Origin of the sequence: Deefgea tanakiae (assembly GCF_019665765.1) — a bacterium.
GTDB classification, from domain to species: domain Bacteria; phylum Pseudomonadota; class Gammaproteobacteria; order Burkholderiales; family Chitinibacteraceae; genus Deefgea; species Deefgea tanakiae.
Window position 1 is genome coordinate 1,632,090 of sequence record NZ_CP081150.1, and the last position, 15,679, is coordinate 1,647,768.

A 15,679-nucleotide genomic window follows, 5' to 3' on the forward strand; every position below is an offset into this window, starting at 1 on the left:
CGATGAAAACTTTACCATCCGCCATTTTCATTATGGGCCCGACCGCTAGCGGCAAAACGGCGACTGCGATGCATTTACTGGAGTCAGGGCTGCCAGTGGAATTGATTTCCGTCGATTCGGCCTTGGTCTTTAAAGACATGGATATCGGCACCGCCAAACCAACTCCAGCTGAACTCGCTCGCGCGCCGCATCATTTAATCGACATCATAGACCCGACCGAAGTCTATTCTGCCGCGCAATTTCGCCTCGATGCCTTGGCATTAATGGCGGATATCACCGCACGCGGTAAAGTGCCAGTGCTCGTTGGCGGCACCATGCTGTATTTCAATACGCTGGAACAAGGCATGCATGATTTGCCTGTCGCCAATGCCGAGCTACGCGCACAACTGCACCAAGAGGCGGATCTAATTGGTTGGCCAGCGATGCACAGTAAGCTGGCTACACTTGATCCAATTACTGCTGCGCGTTTAGAGCCGAATGACACTCAGCGTATCGAACGTGCTTTAGAAGTCTGCATCCTATCGGGTAAAGCCATGTCGGCTATATTGGCTGAGCCTGCTAGAGAAATACTCCCCTACGACCTTCTCAAAATTGCACTCGTACCCAGTGACCGTGCCGTATTGCATCAGCGAATCGCATTGCGCTTTGACCAAATGCTGGATGGAGGCTTGTTTGATGAAGTCAAAATGCTGCGCGAAAAATACCCACTCAACCTTGACCTTCCCTCAATGCGCTGCGTCGGTTACCGACAAGCGTGGGAATATTTAGAAGGCGAAGTCGACCTTAAAGTCTGTCGTGAAAAAGGGCTCGCTGCAACACGTCAGCTCGCGAAAAGACAATTGACGTGGCTAAGAGGCATGAATAACTTACACACACTCGATTGTAATGCGACGAATTTAACCCAACTCGCGCAGAATCTTTGTGCAACCCACGTCACAATATAAAGAACATCTGAATTAACCATCGCACAAAATGGCACTGATAATTAGTGCCATTTTCATTCAGCCGAATCAAAAATTGTAAGAAAAAAAGCGGAACACCCGCTCGAGTTATTTGCCTAATTACCCGGTTCAAAATGGGAGAAATAATGAGGTCATAAAGTAGACTCCAATCTTAATAAAAATATTGACTCCAACAACATTAGATAATAATTATTTTATTAATTAGATTATTTACATATTCTAACAATATAAATACAAAAGCTTTTCTTGACATTACAAAAAATGAAATGCAAAATAACATCTCTTTTAAGGGTCTGCAATTAAAGCGTTTATTCATTCACTTTATAGTTGGGGGCATCATGAAACTACTTCGCAATGCAAGCTTTGCTGCAATCACGGCACTATTTTGCTCATCCGCGTTTGCACAAATTTCAGCTAGTGGACAAATTATTTCCGGTACGACTTTTGGCACAGATCATGCTTTTCAATTCTTTAATACCTCAAGCAATAACCAATACATCACATCTTTAGTATGGGATTTAACACCGATTGGTGGTTTTTTTGACACCACAAATACATCCCCTGGTACGAGCAGCTCACCACTAAGACAAAGCAATCAAAGCGATAAGGTTGGGGCAATGTTCCCTAACAACAGCCAGCAAAATGGCAAATCAAAATTAACAATTAATTTTGCACCAAACTCATTTGCAGCGGGCGAAAAATTTATTTTTGGCGTTGATACAGATTATTTTTCATGCTTAGATTGCGATGGAATCAATGGCAACGGCTTTGTTGGCGCTACAGTGAAGGCAATATTCTCCAATGGGGATGCGCGTTTTGGTACCTATGTACTTAGTCAAAAAGCGGGCTTTGGTTCAGAAGTCAATATTATGGCTCCAGTTCCAGAACCCGAAACTTATGCCTTAATGGGTATGGGTCTTATTGGACTTTTTGCAGCGAGTCGACGCAAACTAAAATAAGCACTTTAAATAGAGCCCCATCAAAAATGGCACCCTAGGTGCCATTTTATATTTTATCGTGCCCTGTTAAGGCTTAAAAATCGGTAAACAGGGCGCTTCAATCGACCAAACCCAAGTGCCATAATCAGGTAAGCCATCGATATAGGGTGGTGGCGCTTCGCCAGCGATCAGTGGCGCAAAATAGCGCCTTGCTGCAGCCGTGATACCAAAACCATCGGCAGCGATAAACTCAGCTGGCAGCGGCTTCTCGCAGTTGGCAACGACGCCGAGCGGCACTGCACCAATATCCCACGTATATGGCACTTCACCCAAGCGCTCAATCGTCACCATCATGCCGCCCTGGCCCGCCACAGCGAGCTTTACCGCAGCTTCACCCACGGCAATCGCCTGCGCAAGATCAGTAGCAGAAGCCGTATGGCGGGCGGCGCGTTGTAAATAATCCGCCACCGACCAATGACACTTGAATCCACAATGCGTTTTGATCAGTCCGGCCAAATACGGCGCGAGCCCACCCAGTTGCACATGACCAAAAGCATCTTTGCCACCCGCTTCGGATAAAAATGTACCGTGGGTATCCTTCACGCCTTCAGCTGCAACAATGACGCAATAGCCATACCTCATCACCGTATTTTCTACGGCAGCCAATAAACGTCCTTCATCAACGGCAACTTCAGGCAATAAAATCAAATGTGGTGGCTCACCCTCGCTACGTGCAGCCAAGCCACTCGCTGCAGCAATCCAACCGGTATGCCGCCCCATTACCTCTAAGATAAATACTTTGGTTGAACTGGCTGCCATTGATCGCACATCCAAACCTGCTTCACGCACCGAGGTCGCGACATACTTGGCCACAGAGCCAAAGCCGGGCGAATTGTCGGTATGCGGCAGGTCGTTATCGATGGTTTTGGGGACATGAATCGCCAGCAAAGGATAACCCGCCGCCTCCGCTAATTCAGAGACCTTCAAGCACGTATCTGCCGAATCTCCGCCGCCATTATAAAAAAAGTAACCAATGTCCCATGCTTTAAACACCGCCAAAATCCGCGCCAATTCAGCTTCGGTTTTGATTTTGTGTCGGCACGAACCAAATGCACCGCCCGGTGTCGCTTTGAGCTGTGCCAAGTCGGTGTTCGTTAGTACTGAGGTATCAATCAGTTCTTCATGGAGTACACCCAAGATGCCATTTTTTGCCACATAGACCCGACCAATGTGATTGGGGTGCATCCTGGCAGCAGCAATCACTCCGGCGGCTGAGGCATTAATCACCGGCGTAACACCGCCCGATTGAGCATACAAGGCATTCATTGGCATGGCTGACTCCTGCAAGAAGGAACTTTATTTTGCGCGTTGCAGCAAAAATCGCGATAGGGATTTTCCATCATGATGGTGGTTTTAATTCAACACACCACAGCCATTAAAAAACACCATCGTGTTTTTTCTTCAAAAAATCAAACATCACTTGGCGTAATTCCGGTTTGTCATCTAATGCCTCAATCACTTTGGCCAAAGTGACTAATTCGCCCAAATCCATTTGAACATGCGGGTATATAAAATCGTAATCTCGGTAAAACATACTCCAATCAGGAAATTGCCGCTGCATCAGCACTTCTTCACTGTGCAAAGTGACGTCATGGTGACGAGGATCGCACTGGATACGGGCAAAGGTAGCGCGGATCGTTTCTGGTTCGCCTTCGATATACTGCAAAAAATGCCCCTCTTGATACAGCAGCAATCCGGTGACGTCTTGAGTAACGTTTCGCAGTTCGCATTCGCGCATGAGCTTGAGGCGCATTTCTTCGGTATGCAGATCAGTGGCCTGGCTGGTGTAAGTAATCGCTAAAATCATCATTTTTCTCTATTGCTATCTGATTGATTTTTAGTCGAAAAGCCGAAAAACTACAAAATTTAATCACGGACCCATAAAAAAAGCCACTTTGCGAACAAAGTGGCTTTTCATAGCAATTAGCGCGATTTAAGCGCCAAGAGCCTTTAATGTTTGCTCGCGAACAGCGTCAACTGCTTGCGTGCCATCAATCTTGATGTATTTTGGTGCGCTAGCATCGCCAGAAGCCGCCATTTTGCCGTAGAAGCTTACCAAGACTTCGGTTTGCTCGTGATACACGCCAAGACGTTTTAATACGACTTCTTCTTTATCGTCGTCACGTTGCACCAAAGGCTCGCCCGTTTCATCATCAATGCCTTCCACCTTAGGTGGATTGTATTTGATGTGGAAAGTACGACCTGAAGCTACGTGCACACGGCGGCCGGCCATGCGGTCAACGATGTTGGCATCTGGCACATCGATTTCAACGACGTAATCGATCTCAACACCCGCCGCGACCATCGCTTCGGCCTGTGGAATCGTGCGTGGAAAACCGTCAAACAAGAAACCATTGGCCGCATCAGGCTGAGCAATACGCTCTTTCACCAAGCCAATAATGATGTCATCACGCACCAAACCGCCTGCATCCATAATCGCTTTGGCTTCTAGGCCGAGTGGCGTGCCCGCTTTCACTGCAGCGCGCAGCATATCGCCTGTTGAGATTTGTGGAATACCAAATTGTTCGCGGATGAAGTTCGCTTGTGTGCCTTTACCAGCGCCTGGTGCGCCCAAAAGAATTAATCGCATTGCTCGTTTCCCCAAGGTTTAAAATGTAAAACAGTGATCTATTTCGATTCTAATTGTTTCTTTAATACTTCAATTTCCTGCTGCATGGCACGATGTTTTTGATATTCCCCCACCATAGCCACTAAAACATAGCCGTAAAAAACCGCCAGTAAAGCAGACAAAGTGAGCTTTTCACGAATACTGATAGCCTCTATCACTCAAGGCTCGAAAATAAGTGCTGCCGAGTAAATTAAACTTAAAACGCCTGAAATAAGCAAAGACAATGCCTAGGATCGATAATCCTTACATCGCCTCGCCCATTTTTTTCATTAAGCAGCAGCCTTTGTAAACACTGCGCGAACGCGTTCTAAATCTTCCTGCGTATCAACGCCCGCCGCGGGTGCTTGCGCTGCGCGGTAAACACCGATTTTGTAGCCATGCCACAGCACACGGAGTTGCTCTAGCTTTTCGATTTCTTCCAGCCGCGACGCGTTCAATTTAGAATACGCACGCAAAAAACCAGCTCTATAGGCGTATAGACCGATGTGCCTTTGTGCGTCTAGCTCAGCAGGCAATACCCAATCTTCATCATCATTATCTTCAGCAAAGCTATCGCGATCCCACGGAATCGGCGCGCGGCTAAAATACATCGCTTGTTGCTGCGCGTTGCAAACAACTTTCACCACATTGGGATTAAAAAAATCTTCGCTGCTATCGATTTTGTGACTCGCCGTTGCCATCGCAAGACTAGCATCGCTCGCCAAATGAGCGGCCACAGCGTTAATCAGCGCCGGATCAATCAGCGGCTCGTCGCCTTGCACGTTGACGACAATCGCATCATCCGGCAACTCAAGCCGATCAACCGCTTCAGCGAGTCGATCCGTGCCCGATGGATGATCGCTGCGCGTCAACATGCAGGCGTAGCCCGCCACCGTCACCGCGTCTTGAATCGCCATATCGTCACACGCCACAACGACCATGCTCGCATTCGATTGCAGCGCTTGCTCAAGCACACGCACCACCATGGGCTGGCCTGCAATATCAGCGAGCGGTTTATTCGGTAAACGAGTTGATTGCATCCGCGCTGGGATAATCGCGACAAAGCTCATGTTTATGCCAACTCGTCAGCGCTAAGTTCGCGTGCTTCGCTGACTAGCATCACCGGAATACCGTCTTTGATTGGAAAAGCTAAACGATCGGCTTTAGAAATCAGTTCTTGTTTGGCTTTATCGTAAATCAATGGGCCTTTTGAAACAGGGCTCACCAGAATTTCTAGCAGCTTGGCATCCATTTAGATTTTCCTTAATTGTTCGTCAAACCAGCTCGCCAGATTCGGTTCAATCTGCGCCGCCACTGGCAAAACCCAGATTCTATCACCGTCTGCGCCCAAATTTAAGCTAGCGAGCTTCACGGCGTCTTTTTCGGTCACGATGATTGCGCCATTTGCGGGCAAATCTTGCACTAAAAAGGCATGATGATCCGGCATAGCTTGCTCAGTAAATTGGTAATTCAATTCGCGTAAAGTCGCAAAAAAACGCGCTGGATTGCCGATACCAGGCATGGCTGTCAGTGCTTCCCCCGCAAAATCACCGGCGCTGCGGTACACACTTGGATTCGTTAATTGGTAACACCTCTGCGCTTGCAAGCGCATCGAGAACTGCGGTGTAGCATCAGGCAGCGTCAAAATCGAATTGCCACCATTGAGAACCAAGGCTGAAACACTCTGCAAGCGGCGTGGCGCTTCGCGCAGCGGACCTGCCGGCAGGCGCAAACCATTCCCCAAGCCACGTGCGCCGTCGATCACACACAATTCAATATCACGCGCTAAAGCGTAGTGCTGCAAACCATCATCACAGAGCAGGACGTTGACGGTCGGATGCGCAGCCAACAAAGCTCGCCCCGCCACGGCGCGCTGACGTGCAACAAATACGGGAACGCTTGCTGCACGCGCCAATAGTAGCGGTTCATCGCCGACCTCGGCCGGATTACTGTGAGGGGTAACTGCTTGTGGTGCATTCTTATCATTACCTGTACGTGCATACCCACGGGAGACGATGCCAACGTTCCAGCCTAGCTTGGTGAGTTCCTGCGCCAAATACACCGTCAACGGGGTTTTGCCTGTACCACCAACGGTGATATTACCGACGACGATGACGGGAACAGGTAGTTTGCTGGATGACTTGATGTTGCAGCGGTAGAGTTGTTTGTTCAGGTTGGCGAGCAATGCAAATAGCAGTGAGAGCGGCCACAGCAAAATCGCCCAGATTGAAAGGCGGTTGTACCAAATGCGGTTGAGGAAGGATTCAATATTCATGCATCACTTTCAGCGAAATTTTAATCATCAATTTTCTAATTGGCATGGTCGCGCTCATGCCGCGCGGCACTGACTTTCTTTGCTTCGCCAAAGAAAGTCAGCAAAGAAAGGCGACCCAGTATCTTCGCGGGCTACGCCCGTACCCTCTCTGCGGACAATCGGCAAGGCGGCGGGCTTTAACAAAACAAAGCCCGCCGAAATCCCCTTGCCGCTTGTTCCTCGCTCGGCTTGATACAAGGGAACTCAAGCCCCAGACCAACGATCAAGCAATTAATCAGATGTATTGCCAGCTAGGCATTGATAATAAAAGCATATAAAAAAATACTTCACTATCGTAAGGTCTGAAAGTCCTGCAGGGGTTTGCGCACCAAATGCGATGAAATTCGCATCGAGACAATCAGGCAGCACCGAATCCACGTGCGCAAACAAAGTCTTTCGCACCCAACAAGACAGTATTACGAGTTAAGAAGTAAGTTGCTCATAGAACATTTCAATTTTTCGATTTACTTCTTTTAACTTAATATCTGCATCCACCCATTCCTGACGAAACAGCTCATAACTGCTCGAGTTTCTAGGGGTACGCTCAACCTCTACCTGAAGGAATTTACATCTTGCAAGATAATAATCTTGCAAGGCAATTAACCCGTTTAACCGACTGTAATCTGTTGAAAGCTCCTGTGCTTTTGTTGCTCTTTCCAATAGCCTAGATTGAACATAAACCGTAAATAAAACAGCCAAAAGCGACAAAAGACTCAATAACGCAGTTAAAAGGCCTCCAACATACCCTCCAAGCTCAGCCCAATGAGTTAAATCATTTGATAATTCAAAACGACCAAATTTGAAGAAATAGAAACTAAAAACAGTTGCTGTAAAAATAACTGAAAAAAACGTGACCAACCAAAGAACACGGGGCAGATTTTCAATGCGCAATGAAGACATAAGCCACCCTAGAAACAAAGACTAAATTACTCAAAACAAAAACGGCGCCTAAGCGCCGTTTTTAACATAACCAAAATTACTTCTGCCCAGTAGTCTGGGTCGCGAAAGTCAGCTTACCATAACCTGCTACCCTTGCCGCTTCCATTACGTTGACAACGTTTTGGTGGCTGGTTTGGGCGTCGGCGCTAATGACGATCATTGGGTCGGCGTTGCTGCCGGCGGCGCGGCGCAGTTGCACGGCGAAGTCGTCGGGGCTGCTAAATTGCGCAGGTTCGCCGTTGATCATAAATTGGCCGGCACCTGAGACACCCACTTGAATCGACTGCGGTTGCTCGAGTTGCTTTTCAGCATCGGCCGTTGGCAAATTGATTTTTAGCTCAGCAAACTTCGAATATGTCGTCGTTGCCATCAAGAAAATCAAAATCACCAATAACACGTCGATCAGCGGAATAAAGTTAATTTCCGGATCAAGGCGGCCGCGGCGGCCTTTATTGAATTTCATAACTGTGTAGCCTTCTTCAGAATGAGAAGCAGAAAACGAGCGAAAAGGTCAAAGACAAGAAACAAAGCTGGGGAGAAACCGGAATTTACTGAAGTAAATGAGGATTTCGAGCCCGCTTTGTCGCCGCGCAGCAAGTGCACAGCTAGCTGTATTTGGCCTTTGCAGCCGTTTTCGAATTAGTGGCGTTCGCCGTGGACGATTTCGACAAGCTTGATCGCTTGCTGCTCCATCTCAACGATGAAGTCATCAACCTTGCTGGCAAAATAGCGGTAAAACATCAGCGCCGGTACCGCAACGATAATACCGAAGGCCGTGTTGTACAGCGCAATCGAAATACCGTGCGCCAACGCGGCAGGGTTGCCTGCGCCGCTTGGTGCTTGCGAGCCAAAAATCTCAATCATACCGATCACAGTACCAAACAAACCCAAGAGCGGCGTCACAGCAGCTAGCGTACCTAGTGTTGATAAATAACGATTGAGGTCATGCGCTACAGCGCTGCCAGTTTCTTCAATCGACTCTTTCATGATTTCACGTGAGCTTTTCACGTTTTTTAAGCCCGCTGCCAGCACACGACCCAATGGGCTAGAGGCGGACAATTTAGTCAGTGTGTCTGCAGTGACGCCTTGGCTGCGATACTCTTGCACGACCTTGACCAGCGTACCTTGCGGTAACACCAAGGATTTACGTAGCGTGAGTAAACGTTCGATAATAATGGTCACGGTCGCAATGGAAGCGGCGATAATGAGCCAGATTGGCCAGCCAGCGGCCTCGATGATAGCGAGCATAATAAAAAACCTTGTGGTAAAGATGGGCAACAGCAAAAACCGCGTAACTTTAGCCCGAATCCCGCTCTAGGGGAAGTGCTATTGCGCACAAGTTGCTGCGCAAGTACCTAGCCAGAACACGCTAAGCGCTAGATATTATTCAGATTTTTATTATTACCCCCAAGCTCTGTGGATAACTTTGTGGGGAAGTTCTAAAAAGTGCCATAAAACAGGGATTTTTACTGCTTTTTGTTAATTTGCCGCATTTTTGTGCAAATAATACAAAGCGATAAAATTCAATAACTTAGCATCAATTTATTAACTACAACATTCAATTGTTATGCCAAATGGCAAAAAACATCAATTTTGTGGATTATTTAAGGCCAGATTCGCGTGAATACTGATTTGTCAATAGCACAAAGCAATGTAGTTTCTGTCACACAACTAAATCGAAGGGTTCGCACCTTGTTAGAAAGCGGCTTGCCGCAGCTCTGGGTAGCGGGTGAAATTTCAAATTTTAAGCGTTATGACTCAGGGCATTGTTACTTCAGCCTCAAAGACGCGGGCGCGCAAGTGCGATGCGTGATGTTTCGTAATCGGGCTGGATTACTTGATTTTCAGCCGCGCGAAGGCTTGCAAGTCGAGGCGCGCGTCGTCGTGACTTTATACGAGGCGCGTGGCGATTTTCAACTTACCGTTGAAGCGATGCGCCCTGCTGGCCTTGGCGCACTGTTTGAGCGCTTTGAAGCATTAAAAAAACAGCTCGCTACGGAAGGTCTGTTTGATCAAGACAATAAACGCGCCTTGCCAAAATTTCCCAAAGCGATTGGGATTGTCACTTCCCCTGCCGCCGCGGCCTTGCGTGACGTTCTCACCACGCTGGCACGCCGCACGCCCAATACGCCGATTATTTTGTATCCAACGCCAGTGCAAGGCTTGGATGCAGCGCCGCAAATTGCCAAAGCCATCCGCACCGCGAGCGAACGTGATGAAGTCGATGTACTGATTGTGTGCCGTGGTGGCGGTAGCTTGGAAGACCTCTGGTCGTTTAACGAAGAAATCGTCGCCCGCGCGATTGCCGCCTGCAATATGCCGGTGGTCAGCGGTGTCGGCCATGAAACCGATTTCACGATTGCCGATTTTGCCGCCGATCTGCGCGCGCCTACGCCGACTGCCGCAGCCGAGTTGGTCAGCCCGAATCGACAAGAATTACTCAATTTGCTGCATCATCAGCAGCAACGCTTGGTGCGGGCTTTCGAGCGAGACTTACATAATAAGATGTTACAACTGGATCAACTCGGCCGCCGCTTGCAACATCCTGGGCAAAAGCTCGCTCGGCAAGCGGAGCAATTACAGTATTTACGCCAACGGCTACAGCACAGCCTGCAGCATCAATTACAACAGCGCAGCCAAAAACTACTGCGGCTACGCATGAGCCTGTCGCATCACAAACCCAACTTTCAACGCAGCCATTTGCAGCTGGAGCAACTTCAGCAGCGTTTACAGCGCGCGATGACGCGGCAAATTGAAGTGAAACAGCAGCACATTAAACAAGCTACGCTCAAACTCGAACCTTGGAACCCACAAGCGGTCTTAGCCCGTGGCTACGCCTTAGTCAGCCGCAGCGATGGCGGCTTGGTACGCCATGCCACCGCAGTTCGCGCAGGCGAAACATTGGCGGTGCAATTTGCTGATGGCAACATCACGGTCAATGTGAATCAAGGCGTGCAGCAGCAACATGAACTGCCAATTTAATTACTGAAATCAAACTGGCTAACTTTATAAAAACCACAGTAAAAACGCCCCAAACAATTGGATGAATATCCAAACTTGGGGCGTTTGTTAATTGTGATGAATTTAGCTTTTAGATTAATTTGCTAATACTTTTCGACGGCGCATAGCCAACATGCCCAACAAGCCCACTCCCATCAAAGCATAAGTTTCAGGTTCAGGCACAGCAGCCACCAAGGCTGAGCTACTATTCGTTTGCAAAAATGCGCCAGGCACTGAACTGAAATTTAAGATATCACCGTCTGCATTACCGAGCAGCGCAGTTTCAAATGTCTGGTCAAACAACTGAAACTTAAAAGTTGAACCATCAGCGCCTGGACTCGTTTGCCAGTCGCCAGAGAAATCAACAGTAAATTGAAGTCGCTGACCAAATTGAACCTGCTGAGCAAAATAGCTACCGGCACCAATATTGCTCAATCCCAAATTCGAGCCCAGCACGCCAGAGGATCCATCAAAAGCATAGATATCCCCAAGCGAAGCCCCTTGGAAATGACTAATCGTCGCTTGAATAGACGGCGATCCAGCTAAACTACCCAGCGCAAAAAACACGCCACCATATTGATTGGCAATACTTCGAGTATCCACATCCACACGATAAGTTTGTGCAGCAGCCCACTGGCTAGCAAGAAGTAACGCTGCCGTAGCGATCAGTTTTGATAAGTTTTTCATTATTAATTCACTCAGTTCGTATTAGTAGTTAATTTGAGGTTGCAGTAAGCTAGCGCTGTAATTCACGGCCACTTTATTTGGATTATTGAATTGCAGATTCAATATCGTTTTACCGGACACCAATGCGGGGATTTCAATGTATTCGCCTGCAGCAATTGTTTCAGATTTATTTGCGAGTGATACCCCATTCGGCAAACCATTAATGACTAACTTAAATGGGCCTTGCATTGCGTTGGCAGCATTCAGCGTTAACGTACCATTGTAAGTTTTAGTTTTGAGCGAATAAGTCAGGCCCGATTTGATTTGTGTAACCTGAGCACTCACATCTCGCCATGCTTGTGGCAAATTAAAACGAACAACTTCAGGCTCATGATCGCTAGCTTGATCGGCAAACTCGGCGTTGACATGAACGATGTCATAATCCGCAACACGGCTCAGATTTTCGGTCGCCATAATGTGATCCAGCACTTGACTATTGCCTTCAAAGACATAGGTATAGCGCTCGTTTTCAGGCAGTTTTTCAACTAAATCAACTAATCCTGCAGCCTTTAGTTTTGCAACCGGCGTAGAAAATTGATAGTCATTCAAATCACCCAAGACCACCACTTTGGCATTCGGATTGATGTTGCGAATGTCAGTCACAAAACTCGCGACGATATCAGCTTGCTTGTTGCGCTGAACTTCTGAACTCAACACAGGGGGCTGAAAACGTCCGCCGATCGGCTGATCGCCCCCTTTGGAGTTAAAGTGATTGGCAACCACAAACAATTTATGACCGTTGAACATTAATTCAGCGACTAGTGGTTTGCGGCTACTATTAAACGCCGCATTATTTGGATCAATGCGCCCTGGGCTCGTTGATAAACACGCGATTTCAGTGCATTGACTCACCAAAGTTGCCGTTGTTGCGCTACCACCCACACGATCCACAAAACCAACCCGACTCGGGTTATACATAATCACAGGGCGAATGTTGCCGCCTGGTTCACCACCATCTTGATTGTTGCTTGGATCGATTTGTCTGAAAGAATAATTCGGCCCACCTGCCGAGCGAATCGCATTAGTCAAAGCCGCCATCGTGGCCTCTGCACTCACCATGCCATTATTCGTAGCGCCATTTCCGTCTTGAATTTCCATCAAGCCGACAACGTCAGGGCTTTTTAGATTTTTAACGATTTGATTGGCTAAACGTGTTAATTTTGCTTGGCCATCAGCAGGATCAAGATTTTCAACATTGAAAGAGGCCACGCTCAGCTCATCTGCCAATGCATCACGAGTGACTTCGGGCTGCAAGCCCTTTGCCGATAATGGGCTCAAGTAGGTAGCGAGCAATTGATAATTTGCATAAGCATAGTCAATCACACCGACTGCCTGTGCAAATGAATCCCCAACATTAGCGCGCGACACCGTGGCGGAGCCGTTTGCAAGAATTAAGCGCTGTGGATTGCGATTGTTTTGCGTAATGACCACGCCGCCACGAGGGCTAACTAAATTAGATCCCATCGCGTAGTTCGGCACGATTGGGGTTTCATTCGTAGCGTGCTGTGTAGGACCAACGACTTGAGCGCCATCAACCTGAACCAACATCCCTTCCATCGACTCAAAGTAATCCAAGCCATTGCTTAAATTGAGTTGGGTTGTTTGCTCAATGTCGCCTGCTGGGCCCTGCCAGATCACTTGTTTTGGAACGCTAGAGCCTAGAACAATTGCCTTAGGCAAAGCATTGCCAGAACTTACCTTATAAATCGAATTAGCTGCGTTGGCGTCAATTTCAGTCGTCGATAAATTATTTGAGCCGCCAGCACCGCCAGGACGATACTCTTTAACAACGCCAGTTACTTGGACTGAGTCACCAACGATGGCATTAAATGTTTTCGTATAAACAAACACGCCTTCGGAAGTCAATACGTCATTATCCGTTTGCGGGTCTTGCAGATAAAAACCATTTGGCGTAACCAGTGTAACAATACCGGGTACATTAAGTACCGTGCGTCCCTCTAGCGGAGAACGGTGTTTACTGCCTTGAATCTCATGAATTCGAACAGTCGCTGGCCCTCCCGTATTACCGCCCGTATTACCGCCGCCATCGGGAGGCGTTACGATGGAACAAAGCTTGATTGGTGAACTGCTATTGCGTGGTTTCGGAGCTGAAACAACAAAGTCAGTTTTATTGTCATTAGTATCATTGCAACCATCATTAGTTCGAGCGATGGCCGTTGAATTAGAGGGCGCAGCTGCTGCGCCAGTGCCTTCGTAGAGGCTTGCGTTGCTACCATAACCCACTAAATCTTGCACAGAAGGCGCCGTAACAGAAGAGATAGAGCTAGACAGATTCACCAAAACGACTTTTCCAGTCGTCGCACTTATATTCTGTGTACCGACTTTATCGCCTTGTGGCAGCGTATCGCCAGGAACGCCATTACTACCAAGCTGTACCAAGATATACTGACCAGGTTTCACTTGTATAGCAGGCAGGGTCGTTACAGCCCAATTAGTGCCCGCAGCAGATGCGTATTGCACACTCCAATTCGTAATATCAACGTCTGCATCACCGACGTTAAGTAGCTCAACAAAATCATTTTTATACACGGCAGCACTATTGCCTCCGCCGCCATAAATCTGACTAATCACCATTTTGCCAGCAGCAAAGCTGCTCGGAGCCCAAGCGAGTAAACATGAACTCGCCAGCATGGTGAGCTTGTATTGAATTCGATTTACTTTCATCCCTAATGCCCTATTTTCTTGTTTTAGAATTTTTATCAGCGGTTAACCGACGCAGCACAATAACGGAGTCGCATGAAGGGGCAATTGCAGAAATATGACATTTCAATGTTGATAATTAGAAAACGTTATTGCTTAAATAAAAATGAGGCTCTGCTTCTATAGAGCTATGAATTGATGGTTGTCGCACTACCGATCAATAATCGACTTCCACTTAGATTGACTAGGGATTTTTCCAATATTTAGAATATAAATATAAACTTATATTGCACCAATATCGTGGATAGGAAATAGAAATGTCTAGTACTCGTCTTTGGCTACAAAATGCAATCCGCACAATCGAAGCTGACTTTAATCGTTCAGCCGATACACACTTAATCCCGATTCATTTACCCCACTACCCGAATATTGATTTTTACCTCAAAGACGAATCCAGCCACCCGACAGGCAGCTTGAAGCATCGCTTGGCACGCTCTTTGTTTTTATACGCGCTGGCCAATGGCTGGCTGCGGGAAGGGAGCACGGTAATTGAAGCTTCAAGTGGCTCAACTGCGGTGTCGGAAGCGTATTTTGCTCGCTTGCTCAATCTGCCCTTTATTGCTGTGATGCCCGCCAGCACTAGCCCAGAGAAAATCGCCGCGATTACCTTTTATGGTGGTCAGTGCCATTTGGTGGAAAATGCCACGCAAATGATTAGTGAATCGCAACGCTTGGCGGCAGAGACCAAGGGACATTTTCTCGATCAATTTACCTACGCTGAACGCGCCACCGATTGGCGCGCGAATAACAATATTGCCGAGTCAATTTTTAGCCAAATGCGCCTTGAGCGTCACCCCGTGCCACGCTGGATTGTGGCCAGCGCTGGCACCGGCGGTACGAGTGCGACCTTGGGCCGTTTTGTACGCTATCGTCGGCACGACACCCAAATTGCCTGTGTCGACCCAGAAAACTCGGTTTTTTTTGATGCGTTTGCAACAGGCGACGCCAGTCTAACGCTGCAATGCGGCTCAAAAATCGAAGGCATTGGCCGGCCGCGCGTGGAGGCCTCGTTTATGCCGAACGTGATCGACACCATGTTCAAAGTGCCGGACGAACTTAGTATTGCAGCTACGCACTGGCTATCCAATCATCTCGGCCGTCGCGTAGGCGCATCGACCGGCTGCAATTGGCTTGGCGTTTTGGCTCTGGCGCAAGAGATGCATCAGCGCGGTGAACACGGCAGTATTGTGAGCATCTTGTGCGATAGCGGAGAGCGCTACGCGCATTCTTACTACAACGATGAATGGCTGGTGAAGCAAGGTTTTGATTTAAGCCCACACCTTGCCATGCTCAACGCGCCTGAAAAAGAACACGAAATCATTGCGCAACTTAAACGTTGTGATCGCGACGCCATTGCATCACAGTAATCAACTTATCAATGATTGACAAAGATGCCGGCCAACAAGGTCGG

The 15,679-nt window shown here is 47.9% G+C and carries 16 protein-coding genes; 4 read left to right on the top strand and 12 right to left on the bottom strand.

The annotated features are described in order from the left end of the window. Positions 1–2: 2 nt before the first annotated feature. Complete coding sequence (miaA, locus tag K4H28_RS07645; protein WP_221007776.1) at positions 3–944, top strand: tRNA (adenosine(37)-N6)-dimethylallyltransferase MiaA; 942 nt, start codon at positions 3–5, stop codon at positions 942–944. 356 nt (positions 945–1,300) lie between these two features. Continuing rightward, entirely contained in the window at positions 1,301–1,921 is a 621-nt protein-coding gene (locus K4H28_RS07650) for a PEP-CTERM sorting domain-containing protein (protein WP_221007777.1), read from the top strand. A gap of 66 nt (positions 1,922–1,987) precedes the next feature. Here the strand turns inward: K4H28_RS07650 and K4H28_RS07655 are convergent, their stop codons facing one another. The 10 genes from K4H28_RS07655 to K4H28_RS07700 form a co-directional block, all read right to left on the bottom strand. Next, positions 1,988–3,232, bottom strand: a complete 1,245-nt coding sequence (locus K4H28_RS07655; RefSeq protein ID WP_221007778.1) for a 6-phosphofructokinase — start codon at positions 3,230–3,232, stop codon at positions 1,988–1,990. Between the two features lie 103 nt (positions 3,233–3,335). After that, the gene (locus tag K4H28_RS07660) at positions 3,336–3,770 is read right to left on the bottom strand and encodes a BLUF domain-containing protein (RefSeq protein WP_221007779.1); all 435 of its coding nucleotides are present in this window, start codon (positions 3,768–3,770) and stop codon (positions 3,336–3,338) included. Between the two features lie 123 nt (positions 3,771–3,893). Further along, entirely contained in the window at positions 3,894–4,550 is a 657-nt protein-coding gene (adk, locus tag K4H28_RS07665; RefSeq protein WP_221007780.1) for an adenylate kinase, read from the bottom strand. Between the two features lie 38 nt (positions 4,551–4,588). Beyond that, positions 4,589–4,747 (bottom strand): hypothetical protein, encoded by a 159-nt coding sequence (locus K4H28_RS07670; protein WP_221007781.1) that lies wholly within the window; start codon positions 4,745–4,747, stop codon positions 4,589–4,591. 111 nt (positions 4,748–4,858) lie between these two features. Further along, entirely contained in the window at positions 4,859–5,638 is a 780-nt protein-coding gene (kdsB, locus tag K4H28_RS07675; RefSeq protein ID WP_221007782.1) for a 3-deoxy-manno-octulosonate cytidylyltransferase, read from the bottom strand. A gap of 2 nt (positions 5,639–5,640) precedes the next feature. Continuing rightward, positions 5,641–5,820, bottom strand: a complete 180-nt coding sequence (locus tag K4H28_RS07680; protein ID WP_221007783.1) for a Trm112 family protein — start codon at positions 5,818–5,820, stop codon at positions 5,641–5,643. After that, on the bottom strand, positions 5,821–6,843 hold the full coding sequence (lpxK, locus tag K4H28_RS07685; RefSeq protein ID WP_221007784.1) for a tetraacyldisaccharide 4'-kinase: 1,023 nt from the start codon (positions 6,841–6,843) through the stop codon (positions 5,821–5,823). Positions 6,844–7,305: 462 nt separating this feature from the next. Then, complete coding sequence (locus tag K4H28_RS07690; RefSeq protein ID WP_221007785.1) at positions 7,306–7,782, bottom strand: hypothetical protein; 477 nt, start codon at positions 7,780–7,782, stop codon at positions 7,306–7,308. 76 nt (positions 7,783–7,858) lie between these two features. Next, positions 7,859–8,284: an ExbD/TolR family protein gene (locus tag K4H28_RS07695; RefSeq protein ID WP_221007786.1), complete on the bottom strand. Its 426-nt coding sequence runs from the start codon at positions 8,282–8,284 to the stop codon at positions 7,859–7,861. Positions 8,285–8,460: 176 nt separating this feature from the next. Continuing rightward, positions 8,461–9,069: a MotA/TolQ/ExbB proton channel family protein gene (locus K4H28_RS07700; protein ID WP_221007787.1), complete on the bottom strand. Its 609-nt coding sequence runs from the start codon at positions 9,067–9,069 to the stop codon at positions 8,461–8,463. A gap of 372 nt (positions 9,070–9,441) precedes the next feature. Here K4H28_RS07700 and xseA point away from each other — a divergent pair, with 372 nt between their 5' ends. Continuing rightward, positions 9,442–10,803 carry an exodeoxyribonuclease VII large subunit gene (gene xseA / locus K4H28_RS07705; protein ID WP_221007788.1) on the top strand — a complete coding sequence of 454 codons (1,362 nt, stop codon included), beginning with the start codon at positions 9,442–9,444 and terminating at the stop codon, positions 10,801–10,803. 114 nt (positions 10,804–10,917) lie between these two features. On the opposite strand, the gene K4H28_RS07710 is transcribed toward xseA, so the two are convergent. Together K4H28_RS07710 and K4H28_RS07715 are read right to left on the bottom strand one after the other, a co-directional pair. Next, positions 10,918–11,508, bottom strand: coding sequence for an NF038129 family PEP-CTERM protein (locus K4H28_RS07710; RefSeq protein ID WP_221007789.1), 591 nt, complete (start codon positions 11,506–11,508; stop codon positions 10,918–10,920). A gap of 21 nt (positions 11,509–11,529) precedes the next feature. Further along, on the bottom strand, positions 11,530–14,232 hold the full coding sequence (locus K4H28_RS07715) for a DUF8508 domain-containing protein (protein WP_221007790.1): 2,703 nt from the start codon (positions 14,230–14,232) through the stop codon (positions 11,530–11,532). A gap of 293 nt (positions 14,233–14,525) precedes the next feature. Between K4H28_RS07715 and K4H28_RS07720 the strand changes: the two genes are divergently transcribed. Then, positions 14,526–15,635, top strand: a complete 1,110-nt coding sequence (locus K4H28_RS07720; protein ID WP_221007791.1) for a PLP-dependent cysteine synthase family protein — start codon at positions 14,526–14,528, stop codon at positions 15,633–15,635. Positions 15,636–15,679 lie beyond the last annotated feature (44 nt).

What these genes read in the sequence shown, in the direction of transcription:
- miaA (WP_221007776.1), top strand. Translation starts at nt 3, where the DNA reads ATGAAAACTTTACCATCCGCCATTTTCATTATGGGCCCGACCGCTAGC.
- K4H28_RS07655 (WP_221007778.1), bottom strand. Translation starts at nt 3,232, where the DNA reads ATGCCAATGAATGCCTTGTATGCTCAATCGGGCGGTGTTACGCCGGTG.
- K4H28_RS07695 (WP_221007786.1), bottom strand. Translation starts at nt 8,284, where the DNA reads ATGAAATTCAATAAAGGCCGCCGCGGCCGCCTTGATCCGGAAATTAAC.
- K4H28_RS07700 (WP_221007787.1), bottom strand. Translation starts at nt 9,069, where the DNA reads ATGCTCGCTATCATCGAGGCCGCTGGCTGGCCAATCTGGCTCATTATC.
- lpxK (WP_221007784.1), bottom strand. Translation starts at nt 6,843, where the DNA reads ATGAATATTGAATCCTTCCTCAACCGCATTTGGTACAACCGCCTTTCA.
- K4H28_RS07720 (WP_221007791.1), top strand. Translation starts at nt 14,526, where the DNA reads ATGTCTAGTACTCGTCTTTGGCTACAAAATGCAATCCGCACAATCGAA.
- K4H28_RS07660 (WP_221007779.1), bottom strand. Translation starts at nt 3,770, where the DNA reads ATGATGATTTTAGCGATTACTTACACCAGCCAGGCCACTGATCTGCAT.
- K4H28_RS07715 (WP_221007790.1), bottom strand. Translation starts at nt 14,232, where the DNA reads ATGAAAGTAAATCGAATTCAATACAAGCTCACCATGCTGGCGAGTTCA.
- K4H28_RS07680 (WP_221007783.1), bottom strand. Translation starts at nt 5,820, where the DNA reads ATGGATGCCAAGCTGCTAGAAATTCTGGTGAGCCCTGTTTCAAAAGGC.
- K4H28_RS07650 (WP_221007777.1), top strand. Translation starts at nt 1,301, where the DNA reads ATGAAACTACTTCGCAATGCAAGCTTTGCTGCAATCACGGCACTATTT.
- adk (WP_221007780.1), bottom strand. Translation starts at nt 4,550, where the DNA reads ATGCGATTAATTCTTTTGGGCGCACCAGGCGCTGGTAAAGGCACACAA.
- K4H28_RS07690 (WP_221007785.1), bottom strand. Translation starts at nt 7,782, where the DNA reads ATGTCTTCATTGCGCATTGAAAATCTGCCCCGTGTTCTTTGGTTGGTC.
- kdsB (WP_221007782.1), bottom strand. Translation starts at nt 5,638, where the DNA reads ATGAGCTTTGTCGCGATTATCCCAGCGCGGATGCAATCAACTCGTTTA.
- K4H28_RS07710 (WP_221007789.1), bottom strand. Translation starts at nt 11,508, where the DNA reads ATGAAAAACTTATCAAAACTGATCGCTACGGCAGCGTTACTTCTTGCT.